Annotated in this window: 12 protein-coding genes and 1 other RNA gene; 4 read left to right on the top strand and 9 right to left on the bottom strand. The window is 53.2% G+C overall.

Going from position 1 to position 13,983, the window contains the following annotated elements:
* Nucleotides 1-29: 29 nt before the first annotated feature.
* Both ssrS and FVB43_RS11365 read left to right on the top strand, forming a co-directional pair.
* A non-coding RNA gene (gene ssrS / locus FVB43_RS11370) (6S RNA) lies at nucleotides 30-214 on the top strand.
* Nucleotides 215-303: 89 nt separating this feature from the next.
* Nucleotides 304-891: a 5-formyltetrahydrofolate cyclo-ligase gene (locus FVB43_RS11365; protein WP_133846323.1), complete on the top strand. Its 588-nt coding sequence runs from the start codon at nucleotides 304-306 to the stop codon at nucleotides 889-891.
* A gap of 69 nt (nucleotides 892-960) precedes the next feature.
* On the opposite strand, the gene serA is transcribed toward FVB43_RS11365, so the two are convergent.
* Both serA and rpiA read right to left on the bottom strand, forming a co-directional pair.
* On the bottom strand, nucleotides 961-2,199 hold the full coding sequence (gene serA, locus FVB43_RS11360) for a phosphoglycerate dehydrogenase (RefSeq protein ID WP_133846180.1): 1,239 nt from the start codon (nucleotides 2,197-2,199) through the stop codon (nucleotides 961-963).
* 346 nt (nucleotides 2,200-2,545) lie between these two features.
* Nucleotides 2,546-3,205, bottom strand: coding sequence for a ribose-5-phosphate isomerase RpiA (gene rpiA, locus FVB43_RS11355; protein WP_159337592.1), 660 nt, complete (start codon nucleotides 3,203-3,205; stop codon nucleotides 2,546-2,548).
* Between the two features lie 196 nt (nucleotides 3,206-3,401).
* Here rpiA and FVB43_RS11350 point away from each other — a divergent pair, with 196 nt between their 5' ends.
* A complete protein-coding gene (locus tag FVB43_RS11350; protein WP_133846178.1) occupies nucleotides 3,402-4,301 on the top strand; it encodes a LysR family transcriptional regulator ArgP in 900 nt (299 codons plus the stop codon).
* 87 nt (nucleotides 4,302-4,388) lie between these two features.
* On the opposite strand, the gene FVB43_RS11345 is transcribed toward FVB43_RS11350, so the two are convergent.
* From FVB43_RS11345 to tkt, 7 genes are all read right to left on the bottom strand, one after another.
* Nucleotides 4,389-5,114 carry an oxidative stress defense protein gene (locus FVB43_RS11345; protein WP_171148819.1) on the bottom strand — a complete coding sequence of 242 codons (726 nt, stop codon included), beginning with the start codon at nucleotides 5,112-5,114 and terminating at the stop codon, nucleotides 4,389-4,391.
* A 149-nt stretch (nucleotides 5,115-5,263) separates the two neighbouring features.
* Nucleotides 5,264-5,884 carry an arginine exporter ArgO gene (argO, locus tag FVB43_RS11340; RefSeq protein ID WP_167864029.1) on the bottom strand — a complete coding sequence of 207 codons (621 nt, stop codon included), beginning with the start codon at nucleotides 5,882-5,884 and terminating at the stop codon, nucleotides 5,264-5,266.
* A gap of 153 nt (nucleotides 5,885-6,037) precedes the next feature.
* Nucleotides 6,038-6,913, bottom strand: coding sequence for a small-conductance mechanosensitive channel MscS (gene mscS, locus FVB43_RS11335; RefSeq protein WP_133846176.1), 876 nt, complete (start codon nucleotides 6,911-6,913; stop codon nucleotides 6,038-6,040).
* Between the two features lie 184 nt (nucleotides 6,914-7,097).
* Entirely contained in the window at nucleotides 7,098-8,177 is a 1,080-nt protein-coding gene (gene fbaA, locus FVB43_RS11330) for a class II fructose-bisphosphate aldolase (RefSeq protein ID WP_133846175.1), read from the bottom strand.
* A gap of 80 nt (nucleotides 8,178-8,257) precedes the next feature.
* The gene (gene pgk / locus FVB43_RS11325) at nucleotides 8,258-9,424 is read right to left on the bottom strand and encodes a phosphoglycerate kinase (RefSeq protein WP_133846174.1); all 1,167 of its coding nucleotides are present in this window, start codon (nucleotides 9,422-9,424) and stop codon (nucleotides 8,258-8,260) included.
* A 49-nt stretch (nucleotides 9,425-9,473) separates the two neighbouring features.
* Entirely contained in the window at nucleotides 9,474-10,493 is a 1,020-nt protein-coding gene (gene epd / locus FVB43_RS11320) for an erythrose-4-phosphate dehydrogenase (protein ID WP_159337591.1), read from the bottom strand.
* Between the two features lie 455 nt (nucleotides 10,494-10,948).
* Nucleotides 10,949-12,940 (bottom strand): transketolase, encoded by a 1,992-nt coding sequence (gene tkt, locus FVB43_RS11315; protein ID WP_167864028.1) that lies wholly within the window; start codon nucleotides 12,938-12,940, stop codon nucleotides 10,949-10,951.
* Nucleotides 12,941-13,227: 287 nt separating this feature from the next.
* Here tkt and loiP point away from each other — a divergent pair, with 287 nt between their 5' ends.
* The gene (gene loiP, locus FVB43_RS11310; protein ID WP_133846171.1) at nucleotides 13,228-13,980 is read left to right on the top strand and encodes a metalloprotease LoiP; all 753 of its coding nucleotides are present in this window, start codon (nucleotides 13,228-13,230) and stop codon (nucleotides 13,978-13,980) included.
* Nucleotides 13,981-13,983 lie beyond the last annotated feature (3 nt).

Here is a 13,983-nt window from a genome sequence, read left to right as displayed (position 1 = left end):
ACCTGTGATAGAGTGACGGTGAAGTAAAAAATTCTCTGAGATGTTTGCAAGCGGGCCCGTCCCCTGAGCCGATAATTAATACCAAACAGAGTGTGACGCTCTGTAACCTGTGCGCAAGCTCGGTCCGTCCGAGAAGCCTGATGGTTACGACGGCATACTCACCTTGAACCATGGGTTCAAGGGTTACAGCCTGCGGCGGCATCTCGGAGAACCTCCCTTTTTTGTTCTCCCCTCCCGATCGATTTCATTTTTCTCTAAGCTATCCGGCACGCTTCTGTACGATTTCATGGAGTCAGCCACGTAATGAACCCCACATTGATGCTTCGTCAGGATATCCGTAAGCACGTACGCAATTTGCGTCGTGAAATCAGCGATGAACAGCAGCAACTTGCCGCAGTGCAGGCGGCAGACCATGCCCTGAATTTTGCCCCGATACAGCAGGCGCAGCATATCGCACTGTTTCTTTCCGTCGATGGCGAGATCAATACCCGACCATTAATCGCCAAACTGTGGCAGCGAAAGCAGCAGGTTTACCTGCCCGTGCTTCATCCTTTCTCGACGGGTCAGTTACTGTTTCTGCGTTACGATGAGAAGACTGAACTGAAGATAAACCGCCTGCGTATTCCTGAACCGCCGCTGGATATCCGCAATCTGTTGCCGTTAAGCGAGCTGGATGTGCTGATCGTGCCACTGGTGGCGTTTGATGCCGGAGGACAACGTTTGGGGATGGGAGGCGGATTTTACGACAGGACGCTACAGAACTGGCAGCAGCACGGCTTTATGCCGATAGGGCTGGCGCATGATTGTCAGCAGGTGGACACCTTGCCGGTAGAGCAATGGGATATTCCCTTACCTGCGTTGATTACGCCTTCAAAAATCTGGCAATGGTGAGGGGGGATCGCCGTAGGGGCGAGGCATGCCTCGCCCTGGGTCAGGCATGCCTGACCCCTACGCGGATAATTAATAAAGCAGACGTGCGCGAACGGTACCAGGAATTGCCTTCATCAGCTGCAGTGCTCTATCAGCCACATCTTGCGGTGCATCAACGTCGATGACCACGTAACCCATCTGCGGTGTCGTTTGCAGATACTGAGCGGAGATGTTGATACCCTGGTCAGCAAAGATCAGGTTGATCGCCGTCAGTACACCTGGACGGTTCTCATGGATGTGCATCAGACGGCTGGCATTCGCACCGTGCATTGGCAGCGAGGCTTCCGGGAAGTTAACCGCCGACAGTGTAGAGCCATTGTCAGAGTACTTGGCCAGTTTACCCGCGACTTCAATACCGATGTTCTCCTGAGCTTCCTGGGTCGACCCACCGATATGGGGTGTCAGGATCACGTTGTCGAACTCACACAGCGGTGAATTGAACGGATCGCTGTTGGTCGCAGGTTCTTCCGGGAAAACGTCAATCGCCGCGCCCGCCAGGTGCTTAGTGGCCAGCACGTGGCACAGCGCAGGAATATCCACCACGGTTCCGCGCGAGGCGTTAATCAGCAGTGCACCGGGCTTCATCAGCGCCAACTCTTCCGGGCCCATCATATTCTGGGTGGACTGCGTTTCAGGCACGTGCAGGCTCACAACATCGCTCATATTCAGCAGGTCAGAGAGATGCTGTACCTGCGTGGCATTACCCAGCGGCAGTTTGCTCTCAATATCGTAAAAGAACACATGCATACCCAGGCTCTCGGCGAGCACACCCAGCTGCATACCGATATGACCGTAACCAATGATGCCCAGCTTTTTGCCGCGTGCTTCATAGGAACCCACAGCCAGTTTATGCCACTCGCCACGGTGTGCTTTCGCATTGGCCGCCGGAACACCGCGCAGCATCAGCAACAGCTCACCGATCACCAGTTCAGCTACGGATCGGGTATTGGAGAAAGGTGCGTTAAACACCGGAATACCACGCTTCGCTGCCGCATTCAGATCAACCTGGTTTGTCCCGATGCAGAAACAGCCAACGGCAACCAGTTTTTCTGCCGCAGCAAAGATCTCTTCGGTAAGGTTGGTGCGCGAACGCAGCCCGATGAAGTGCGCATCACGGATGGATTCTTTCAGTGTTTCGCTATCCAATGCGCCCTTGTGAAATTCAATGTTGGTGTAGCCAGCAGAGCGCAGATTATCAACTGCACTCTGGTGAACGCCTTCCACCAGCAGGAATTTAATTTTGTCTTTCTCCAGTGATACTTTTGCCATTTCCCGACCCTATTTAGCAGACTTCAGATGTGGCTTAATCCCTGTCATTGTTCTCGTTGACCAACATAATCGCTGTCGGCTGCAATGGGAAAAACGCGGGGATATAAGATAGCCTTCTGTCAAAATAACAAAATCTACGCTGGCGGCAATACAAACGATTGCCTGGCCTCCAGCATGGCGCCCCCGACTCACAGAACATTGCGGCAGAAAATCATGGTGCAACGTGAACCTTCAGGAGGATCGCGCCTCAGGCAGCAACTATGTGACATAAGTCACTAAATTTCGCCTGCAAAAGAAAAGATGTTTTTCGCATAAAAATAACCGGCACCCGCGGGTGCCAGAGAGATCATTTCTGAATAGTTTGCACGCCGTTGGCTGTACCGATCAGCGCCACATCGGCACCACGGGCACCAAACAGACCCACAGTGACTACGCCTGGCAGCGCGTTAATTGCTGCTTCCAGCCGAATGGGGTCAATGATTTTGAGATTATGAACATCAAGAATAATGTTTCCATTGTCGGTCACCACGTTCTGGCGGTACTCCGGCTGACCACCGAGCTTCACCAGTTCGCGAGCAACGTACGAGCGCGCCATCGGGATAACTTCTACCGGCAGAGGGAAACGCCCCAGCACATCGACCTGCTTGGATGCATCCGCAATACAGATAAAGCGGTCGGCAACGGCTGCAATAATTTTCTCGCGCGTCAGCGCTGCGCCGCCGCCCTTGATCATCTGCATCTGCCCGTTAATCTCATCGGCACCGTCAACATAGACCGCCAGCTGATCGATCTCGTTAAGATCGAAGACATGGATGCCGTAGCCTTTCAGTTTGGCCGTGGAAGCTTCTGAGCTGGAGACCGCTCCTTCAATCTGATGTTTAATCGACGCCAGTGCATCAATGAAATGGGCAGCAGTCGACCCGGTGCCAACGCCAACGATAGTGCCCGGAGTGACGTAATCCAGAGCTGCCCAGCCGACAGCTTTTTTCAGTTCGTCTTGTGTCATGGTATGTTTAAAACCTGTGAGCCACTGTGTGCGCGTAGTATAAAGCAAGGCTGGGCAAAATCACCGCCTTCCACGGCGTTTGATTCACAGGATTGGAACACACCCCACAAAGTGGTTGATTCGTAAAGTGGCGTAAGCTATACCCCCAATCTATGGCATAGTGCACAACCACACCTGAAAGAGAGTAGAACGATTAATGAAACGCCCGGATTATCGAACGCTTCAGGCGCTGGATGCAGTGATTCGCGAGCGCGGCTTTGAACGTGCCGCGCAAAAGCTCTGTATTACCCAGTCTGCGGTCTCACAGCGCATTAAGCAGCTTGAGAATATGTTTGGCCAGCCTTTGCTGGTGCGAACCGTACCGCCGCGCCCAACGGAACAGGGCCAGAAACTGCTGGCGTTATTGCACCAGGTAGAACTGCTGGAAGAAGAGTGGTTGGGTGACGATAATAGCGGCACCACGCCGTTACTGCTGTCGCTGGCGGTGAACGCCGACAGTCTCGCGACCTGGCTGCTGCCCGCGCTGAAAACCGTGCTGACTGATTCGCCAGTACGCTTGAATCTTCAGGTGGAAGATGAAACCCGCACCCAAGAACGCTTGCGTCGTGGTGAAGTGGTCGGTGCCGTCAGTATCCAGCCACAGCCGTTGCCGAGCTGTCTGGTCGATCAGCTCGGTGCGCTCGACTATCTGTTTGTCGGTTCAAAAGAGTTTGCTGCCCGCTACTTCCCAAATGGCGTGACGCGCTCTGCGCTGCTGAAAGCACCCGCCGTGGCGTTTGACCATCTGGATGATATGCATCAGGCGTTTTTACAGCAAAACTTTGATCTGTCACCGGGCAGCGTGCCCTGCCATATCGTCAACTCGTCAGAAGCTTTTGTGCAGCTGGCCCGTCAGGGAACCACCTGCTGTATGATCCCGCATTTGCAGATTGAGCGCGAACTGGCGGAAGGGGAATTGATTGATTTAACGCCGGGTCTGTTACAGCGCCGGATGCTTTACTGGCACCGCTTTGCCCCAGAAAGCCGCCTGATGCGCAAGGTGACCGATGCCCTGCTGGCGCATGGTCATCGTGTGCTGCGCCAGGATACAGAATAACCCGGCCAGGGGGCGGCCAGAAAAAAGGCCAGCCCCTACGACATTCTGCGTAGAGGCTGGCCTTCTGTTGCGGTCAGACTGCCTGGATTAAGGGTTACGCTGCAATTCAAATACCACGTCAACCTGGTCGTCGAAATGGATACTCTGCTGCTCATAGGTCTGGGCGGCAGAGGTCATTGGCGCAGCATCAGCGGCTTTGTACATCCGTGCCATCGGCATTGGCTGATAGTTAGCCACGTGATAACGAATGCTGTAAACCGGGCCCAGCTTCGTACCGAAGCCCTGTGCCAGATCGCCCGCCTGCTTTGTTGCATCATCAATAGCAGCTTTGCGCGCTTTCGCTTTGTACTCTTCAGGGTTTGCCACACCCAGTTCAACCGAACGAATTTCGTTCAGGCCTGACTTCAGTGCGCCATCGAGCAGTTCATTCAACTTATCCAGCTGACGCAGCGTGACCTGAACCTGACGCACAGCACGGTAGCCTTTCAGCACCGATTTACCGTCTTTCAGATAGTCATATTCCGGTTGAGTACGCAGGTTGGCAGCGTTGATATCTTTCTTCTCTATGCTGTTTTTATTCAGAAAATCAAAATATTGCTGAACACGACTGTCTGCCTGTTTTTTCGCTTCACCGGCATCTTTAGCAGAAACACTCACCTCGATAGCCAGTGTTGCGATATCCGGCGTGGCATCAACGCTCGACTGCCCGGAGGTCACCACGTGCGGGCCATTGGGTAATTCATCAGCCTGCACTGCTAAGGGTAAAGTACCCAATCCAATCATTGCGGCCAGGGCCAGTTTCGTTAGCTTCACTGCTTCCTCCATGGGGTCTGTCATTATCTTATCGATAGCGCCATCGGTCAGTCGATAGCGAATTATTCCGTCAAAATGCGGCGGTACAACATATTTTAGGGCACATTAGCGCATCACACTATGACATCGATTCTGATAGTGAGTTCCCGCTACGCTATCCCGAGCGCCTGTAGCGCCAGTTTCAGCGCAATTGACCACATCACCAACCCCACAAGCAGATTGATAATGCGCTGGGCACGCGTGGTGTTCAGCAGCGGTGCCAGCCAGGCGGCTAGCAGCGCGAGGCCGAAGAACCACAGTACTGAGGCGCTGGCGGAGCCTAAAGCAAACCAGCGGCGCGCTTCATCCGGTAGCTGCCCGCCCAGACTGCCCAACACCACAAAGGTATCCAGGTAGACGTGCGGATTGAGCCAGGTCACCGCCATCATGGTCGCGACAATGCGCCAGCGTCCCTGCTTTAAAACAGCGGCAGACGCCAGGTTGATATCGCCACTGAACGCTGTTCTCAGCGAGCCCCAGCCATACCACAGCAGGAAAGCCACTCCGCCCCACGTTACCAGATTGAGTAGCAGCTCGGATTGGTTAAGCAATGCGCTACCACCAAATATTCCGCCACAGATCAGCACAATATCACTCAGCGTACAGAGTGCAGCGGTCATCAGATGATACTGGCGGCGCACGCCCTGATTCATCACAAAGGCATTCTGCGGGCCAAGCGGAAGAATAAGCGCTGCGCCCATAGCAACCCCCTGAAAATAAACGGATAACATCACAATCGCCTCACCAGTCAAGATTTTCGGCAAGTGTATAGCTGCAATATCATTAGGGGAAATTGAAAGATTTAATGGTTAATAAGAAAGGCTAATACTGAGAGGGGCAAAGTAAGATAAGGGCCGACCGGAAAATGGCCGGCCCTGACAGGATTATTCCGCTTTCGCCACTTCTGCTTCTGGCGCTTTGACCTGGTGCAGATGAACATCCATCTGCGGGTAAGGAATACCGATGTTGTTGGCATCCAGCGTACGTTTGAAGTTTCTCATCAGGTCCCAGTAGACATCCTGTAAGTCACCCGCTTTGCTCCAGCAGCGAATCACCACATTAACCGAAGAGGCGGCCAGCTCGTTCAGGCCAATCTGCACACCGCGCTCCTGCAGAACGCGAGGCTCGGCATCCACCACGCCGCGCAGCAGTGTCAGCACTTCATCGATATCAGCATCGTAGGCGACGCCAATAATAAATTCATTGCGGCGTTCTGGCTCGCGGGAGAAGTTAATGATATTCCCCGCAATGATTTTGCCGTTTGGCACCACAACAATTTTACCGTCAGCACTGCGTAATGTGGTCGAGAAGATCTGTACATTAAGCACTGTTCCCATCACACCGCCCAGATCAACAAACTCTCCCGCGCGGAACGGACGGAAGGTGACCAGCAGTACACCCGCGGCCAGGTTCGAGAGCGAACCTTGCAGAGCCAGTGCAAACGCAAAGCCTGCGGCTGCCAGTGCAGCAATCACCGAGGCTGTCTGCACGCCTACTCGTCCCATCGCTGCAATCAGCGTAAAGGCAATGATGCCGTAGCGCACTAACCCGGACAGGAAGTCAGCGACGGTAGGGTCAATTTTTCGTGCTACCAGCAGCTTATTCACCGTCCCGGAAATAAATCGGGCAGCAATCATACCGATAATGATAATCGCAATGGCCGCAACGATATTGACCGCATAGCTCAACAACAGCGCCTGGTTACGCACCAGCCAGCCACCCGCATTATTGATGCCGTTTACCACATTTAAATCATCCATTCCCCTGTCCTTTTTCAGGCCCAAAATGGGCATTCGAATATCTGCCGTTTAACCAGCAGCCGATGGGGTTAAGGGTAAACAAGAAAAGGGGGTTGTGCCAAATAAGCGGCGAAATTACTTGGCAATTCAGAACTGAATGCATAAAAAAAGGCCCCTCAGGGCCTTTTTTAAACAGAGCGGGAACTTACAGTACGTCGACTGCGTTCAGCTCTTTGAATGCCTGCTCCAGGCGCACGATCATGGAAGCCTGTGAAGAGCGCAGCCATACACGTGGGTCGTAGTATTTCTTGTTCGGCTTATCAGCGCCTTCCGGGTTACCCAACTGCGCCTGCAGATAGCCTTCGTTCTTTTTGTAGTACTGCAGGATACCGTCCCATGTTGCCCACTGGGTATCGGTATCAATGTTCATTTTGATCACGCCGTAACCGATAGATTCTTCGATCTCAGCCGCTGATGAACCGGAACCACCGTGGAACACGAAGTCCAGTGAGTTCACTGGCAGGCCGTGTTTTTCGCTGACGTATTTCTGAGAATCACGCAGGATGGTCGGGGTCAGTTTCACGTTGCCTGGCTTGTACACGCCGTGCACGTTACCGAATGAAGCAGCGATAGTGAAACGCGGGCTGATAGCGTTCAGCTTGGTGTAAGCGTAATCCACGTCTTCTGGCTGAGTGTACAGAGCAGAAGCGTCCATGTGACTGTTGTCCACGCCGTCTTCTTCGCCACCGGTGCAGCCCAGTTCAATTTCCAGGGTCATGTCGATTTTCGCCATGCGCGCCAGGTATTTGCTGGAAATCTCGATGTTCTCTTCCAGAGACTCTTCAGACAGGTCGATCATGTGAGAAGAGAACAGTGGCTTACCGGTTTTAGCGAAGTGCTCTTCACCCGCATCCAGCAGACCGTCGATCCACGGCAGCAGTTTCTTAGCGCAGTGGTCAGTGTGCAGAATAACAGGCACGCCATAGTGTTCAGCCATCAGGTGAACGTGATGTGCGCCAGAGATGGCACCAAAAATAGCCGCAGCCTGTGGCTTGTCAGATTTCAGGCCTTTACCCGCGATGAAACCTGCACCACCGTTGGAGAACTGAATGATAACCGGCGCTTTAACTTTCGCTGCGGTTTCCAGAACGGCGTTGATGGAGTCAGTGCCCACGCAGTTAACTGCTGGCAGAGCGAATTTGTTCTCTTTCGCTACCTGGAAGATCTTCTGCACGTCGTCACCGGTGACAACGCCTGGTTTTACGAAATCAAAAATTTTAGACATGTTAGCTTGTCCTGTTTCTTCGGTCGTATTAAAGGATTCAGTTCTCATGCGGGGTACTTATACCCCGCTCTGAGGTTTAATTACTTCTGCTTTGCACGCTCTTCAAGCATGGCAACCGCAGGTAAGGTTTTGCCTTCCACGAACTCAAGGAATGCACCGCCACCGGTAGAGATATAAGAGATTTTATCTTCGATACCAAACAGGTCGATAGCGGCCAGCGTATCACCGCCGCCGGCAATGGAGAATGCGTCACTGTCTGCAATCGCGTTCGCGATAATTTCGGTGCCTTTGCGGAAGTTCGGGAATTCGAACACGCCTACCGGGCCGTTCCACAGAATAGTTTTGGCTTCTTTCAACAACTTAGCCATTGCCAGTGCGGTTTCGTCACCAAAGTCCATGATCTCTTCGTTGTCCTGAACTTCAGACACTTTCTTCACGGTAGAAGGTGCAGTTTCAGAGAATTCCGTGCCTACGCGAGAGTCAGTTGGCACCGGAATTTTGTATTCGTCGCGCAGTTTCTTAGCGGCAGCCACGAAATCAGGTTCGTACAGAGATTTACCCACGTTGTTGTCGATAGCCACGAAGGTGTTCGCGATACCCCCACCCACAATCACGGTGTCTGCAATGTTCACCAGCGAGTTAAGCACATCGAATTTGGTAGACACTTTAGAACCACCAACCACGGCAACCATTGGGCGTGCCGGGGTTTTCAGGGCTTTGCCCAGCGCTTCCAGTTCACCTGACAGCAGCGGACCCGCACAGGCGATTGGTGCAAATTTGCCCACGCCATGGGTAGACGCCTGAGCACGGTGAGCAGTACCGAAAGCATCCATCACGAAGATGTCGCACAGGGCAGCATATTTTTTAGAGAGGGTTTCGTCGTCTTTTTTCTCGCCTTTGTTAAAGCGCACGTTTTCCAGAACAACCAGTTTACCCGCGGTCAGTTCAACACCGTCCAGGTAATCTTTTGCCAGGGAAACGTTATCTGCACCCAACTTGTCTTTCAGGTAGTTCACTACCGGCAGCAGAGAAAACTCTTCGTTGTATTCACCTTCGGTCGGGCGACCCAAGTGCGAGGTGACCATCACTTTTGCGCCTTGCTTCAGTGCCGCCTCAATGGTCGGCAGAGAAGCGCGAATACGTGCATCAGACGTCACTTTCCCTTCTTTTACTGGCACGTTCAGATCCGCACGGATCAGAACACGTTTACCAGCCAGATCCAGATCGGTCATCTTAATTACAGACATGGTGAACCCTCTCGTTGATTCTCAAAGTTTTACAGACGCTGTACGCGCCTTACCTGAAACCGCTGGCGGCCATCGCTAACGTCGTATCGATCATACGATTAGCGAAGCCCCATTCGTTATCGCACCAGACTAACGTCTTGATAAGGTGCTGACCACTGACCCGCGTTTGGGTGCCGTCGACAATAGCACTGTGCGGATCATGGTTAAAATCAATGGAGACTAACGGCAATTCCGTGTAGTCAACTATACCACTAAATGCCCCTTCTGACGCACTTTGCAGCAGGGCGTTAACCTCGCAGGCGCTGACGGGATCCCGCACACTGACGCTGAGGTCAATGGCCGTCACGTTGATGGTGGGAACACGCACAGCAATCGCTTCAAAACGATCGTTAAATTTTGGGAAGAAACGCGTAATCCCGGCAGCCAGGCGAGTGTCGACAGGAATAATCGACTGACTGGCCGCACGTGTACGGCGTAAATCCGGGTGATAAGCATCAATCACCTGCTGGTCATGCATGGCAGAATGGATGGTTGTCACCGTACCCGACTCAATACCCCACGCATCATCCAACAGCTTGATAATAGGGATGATGCAATTCGTGGTGCAGGAGGCGTTCGACACCAGCAAATGCTCAGGCAGCAGATCTTTTTCATTCACGCCAAAGACCACTGTGGCATCAAGATCGTTACCACCAGGGTGTGAGAACAGGACCTTTTTGGCCCCCGCCTGCAAATGGGCTTCGCCATCTGCACGACTGCCATAAACCCCGGTACAGTCCAGCACGATATCCACATTCAGATCGCGCCACGGCAGCGCCGCAATATCAGTATGGTGCAGCAAACGGATCGTGTCATCGCCAACGGAGAGCAGTTCGCGCTCCTGACGCACATCCCAGGCGAAGCGCCCATGGCTGGTGTCATACTTTAACAGATGCGCCATTCCGGCGGCCTCTGCCAGCTCATTGATGGCAACCACCGTAATCTCAGCACGGCGGCCGGTTTCATACAGTGCACGCAACACGTTGCGCCCTATACGACCAAATCCGTTAATGGCAATGCGAACCGTCATATCACTCCTGCTTCAGAATTCACGATGAAATCGGAGGATTAGCCTGAGCCAGCCACCGCGATTTGTACAGGATATTCTTGCATCATAACAAGGCTCAGTCTGAATGGTGATCCTTGTGCGACATAGTACTGAAACGCTTCAGCTAGAATAATAGAAGTAAGGAATAATAGGAATGATTCGGATCAATTGTGGAGCGTAACTTTCGATCTACGTCACAAATTTGGAATTTTTTCTGGCGGGATAAAGAAGGGTCGGGCATGCCCGACCCCTACGGGGAACTGTATAAGGATGAGGCATACCCGACCCTCAAGGTAAACTGCGTAGGGGCCGGGCATGCCCGCCCCCTACGGAGAACTGTGTAAGGATGAGGCATACCCGACCCTCAAGGTAAACTGCGTAGGGGCCGGGCACGCCCGGCCCTCATAGCGGTGAGTCATGCCTCACCCGCTACCTTATTACAGCAGGCCTTTTGCTTTAGCGACAACGTTATCCACGGTGAAGCCAAACAGTTCGAACAGCTTCTCAGCGGGCGCTGACTCACCGAAGCTGGTCATACCGACGATAGCGCCGTTCAGACCAACGTATTTGAACCAGTAATCTGCGATACCAGCTTCAATCGCCACGCGGGCGCTGACTGCTTTCGGCAGCACGGCTTCACGGTAGGCAGCATCCTGCTTGTCGAAAGCATCGGTAGACGGCATAGACACAACGCGCACCTTGCGGCCTTCAGCCGTCAGCTTGTCATACGCGCCTACTGCCAGCTCAACTTCTGAACCGGTTGCAATCAGGATAACTTCAGGTGTACCTGCGCAGTCCTTCAGCACGTAAGCACCGCGTGCTACGTTTGCCAGCTGTTCCGCAGTACGGTCCTGCTGTGCCAGATTCTGACGTGACAGGATCAGGGCCGTCGGGCCATCGTTACGCTCAATCGCATATTTCCATGCGATCGCTGATTCAACCTGGTCACACGGACGCCACAGGCTCATGTTCGGTGTAACACGCAGGCTGGCGATCTGCTCAACCGGCTGGTGAGTCGGGCCATCTTCGCCCAGACCGATAGAGTCATGGGTGTAGACCATCACCTGGCGAATCTTCATCAGTGCCGCCATACGCGCCGCATTACGGGCATATTCAACGAACATCAGGAAGGTTGCCGTGTACGGCAGGAAACCACCGTGCAGGGTGATACCATTGGCAATCGCGGTCATACCGAATTCGCGCACACCGTAATGGATGTAGTTACCCGCTGCATCTTCGTTGATTGGCTTAGAACCAGACCACATTGTCAGGTTGCTTGGTGCCAGGTCAGCGGAGCCGCCCAGGTATTCCGGCAGCAGTTTACCAAAGGCTTCGATGGCATTCTGTGACGCTTTACGGCTGGCGATTTTAGACGGGTTAGCCTGCAGCTCTTCAACGAATTTCTGCGACTCGGTTGCCCAGTTCGCTGGCAGCTCGTTGTTCACACGGCGTTTGAACTCTTCCGCCAGTTCAGGGAAGGCTTTTGCATAGGCAGCAAACTTCTCATTCCATGCCGCTTCTTTTGCCTGACCAGCTTCTTTGGCATCCCACTGCGCATAGATGTCTGAAGGAATTTCAAACGGCGCATGGTTCCAGCCCAACTGCTTACGGGTCAGTGCAATTTCATCATCACCCAGCGGTGCGCCGTGGGAATCATGCGTACCGGCTTTGTTCGGTGAACCGAAACCGATGACCGTTTTGCACATCAGCAGTGAAGGCTTATCGCTAACCGCTTTCGCTTCTTCAACCGCTTTCTTGATGGCGTCAGCGTCGTGGCCATCGACACCACGCACAACGTGCCAGCCGTAAGACTCGAAGCGTTTCGCCGTATCATCGGTGAACCAGCCTTCGATGTGGCCGTCAATGGAGATACCGTTGTCGTCATAGAACGCCACCAGTTTGCCCAACTTCAGTGTTCCCGCCAGTGAGCACACTTCGTGGGAGATACCTTCCATCATGCAGCCGTCACCCAGGAACACGTAGGTGTTATGGTCAACCACATCATGGTCTGGACGGTTGAACTGCGCTGACAGTGTACGTTCAGCAATCGCCATACCTACTGCGTTCGCAATACCCTGGCCCAATGGACCGGTGGTGGTTTCCACACCAGCGGTATAGCCGTATTCAGGGTGGCCTGGGGTTTTGGAGTGCAGCTGACGGAAGTTAGCCAGTTCACCGATTGGCAGGTCATAACCGCTGAGGTGCAACAGGCTGTAGATCAGCATAGAGCCGTGACCATTAGACAGCACGAAGCGGTCGCGGTCTGCCCACAGAGGGTTTGTAGGGTTGTGATTCAGGAAGTCACGCCACAGGACTTCGGCGATATCGGCCATACCCATTGGGGCACCCGGGTGGCCGGATTTGGCTTTTTGCACCGCATCCATACTTAATGCGCGAATGGCGTTGGCAAGCTCTTTACGAGAAGACATTTTCTACTCCAGGTCGGATTTAACGCTTCGCCGTCCTTAACCTATTGTAATGAATGAGTTATCAGGCAAAGCCGAAGGAAAGTCGACCATCAATGTACATGAAATACGGGTAACATGTACATGCCGCAGGATGTAAAAATAATCACAGAAGTTGCAGTTTGAGAGCATGGCGACTAGGCAATCGCCTTTACACGCGCTATAACACCTCTTCCGTCGGCTTTTTTTTCCCGACGTTTTTTTTCAACTTAATGATTTTCCTACCTTGTTACCTAAATGGATGAACTGGAATGAAGAAACGTATTTCTTTCGCTGCACTGGCACTGGCCACGACCCTCTCTGGCTGTCAGAATTTTGATGCTAACACGCTGATGCAGTCCGGTGCACAAGCCTACCAGGCTGCCACACTGAGCGATGCACAGGTCAAAGAGTTAAGCGATAAATCCTGTCAGCAGATGGACAGCGAAGCGCAGATCGCCCCTGCCAGCAGCACTTATGCTAAACGCCTGAGCAAAATCTCAGCGGCACTGGGCGACAATATCAACGGTACCCCGGCAAACTATAAAGTTTATCTGACCAAAGACGTCAACGCCTGGGCGATGGCCAATGGCTGTATCCGCGTTTACAGCGGCCTGATGGACCTGATGACCGATAACGAAGTCGAAGGCGTGCTGGGCCATGAAATGGGCCACGTAGCGCTGGGTCACTCACGTAAAGCGATGCAGTTGGCCTATGCCACGACTGCTGCACGTACTGCCGCAGCTTCTGCGGGGGGCGTTGCCGCATCGCTGTCACAGTCTCAGCTAGGTGCACTGGGCGAGAAACTGGTGAATGCACAGTTCTCCCAGAGCCAGGAGTCCCAGGCGGATGACTACTCATTCGATCTGCTGAAAAAGCGCAACATCAACCCACAGGGCCTGGTGACCAGCTTTGAGAAGTTAGCGAAGATGGAAGGGACTCACGAAAGCAGCATGTTTGATTCGCACCCGGCTTCCCAGGCGCGCGCAGACCACATCAAACAGCGTATTGCGGCTGGTAAATAATCA

This window comes from Erwinia rhapontici, from assembly GCF_012271765.1.
In the GTDB taxonomy this organism is placed as follows: Bacteria; Pseudomonadota; Gammaproteobacteria; order Enterobacterales; family Enterobacteriaceae; genus Erwinia; species Erwinia rhapontici.
Note: the sequence above shows the minus strand (reverse complement) of the source record. Positions and strands in the feature narration are given on the sequence as shown.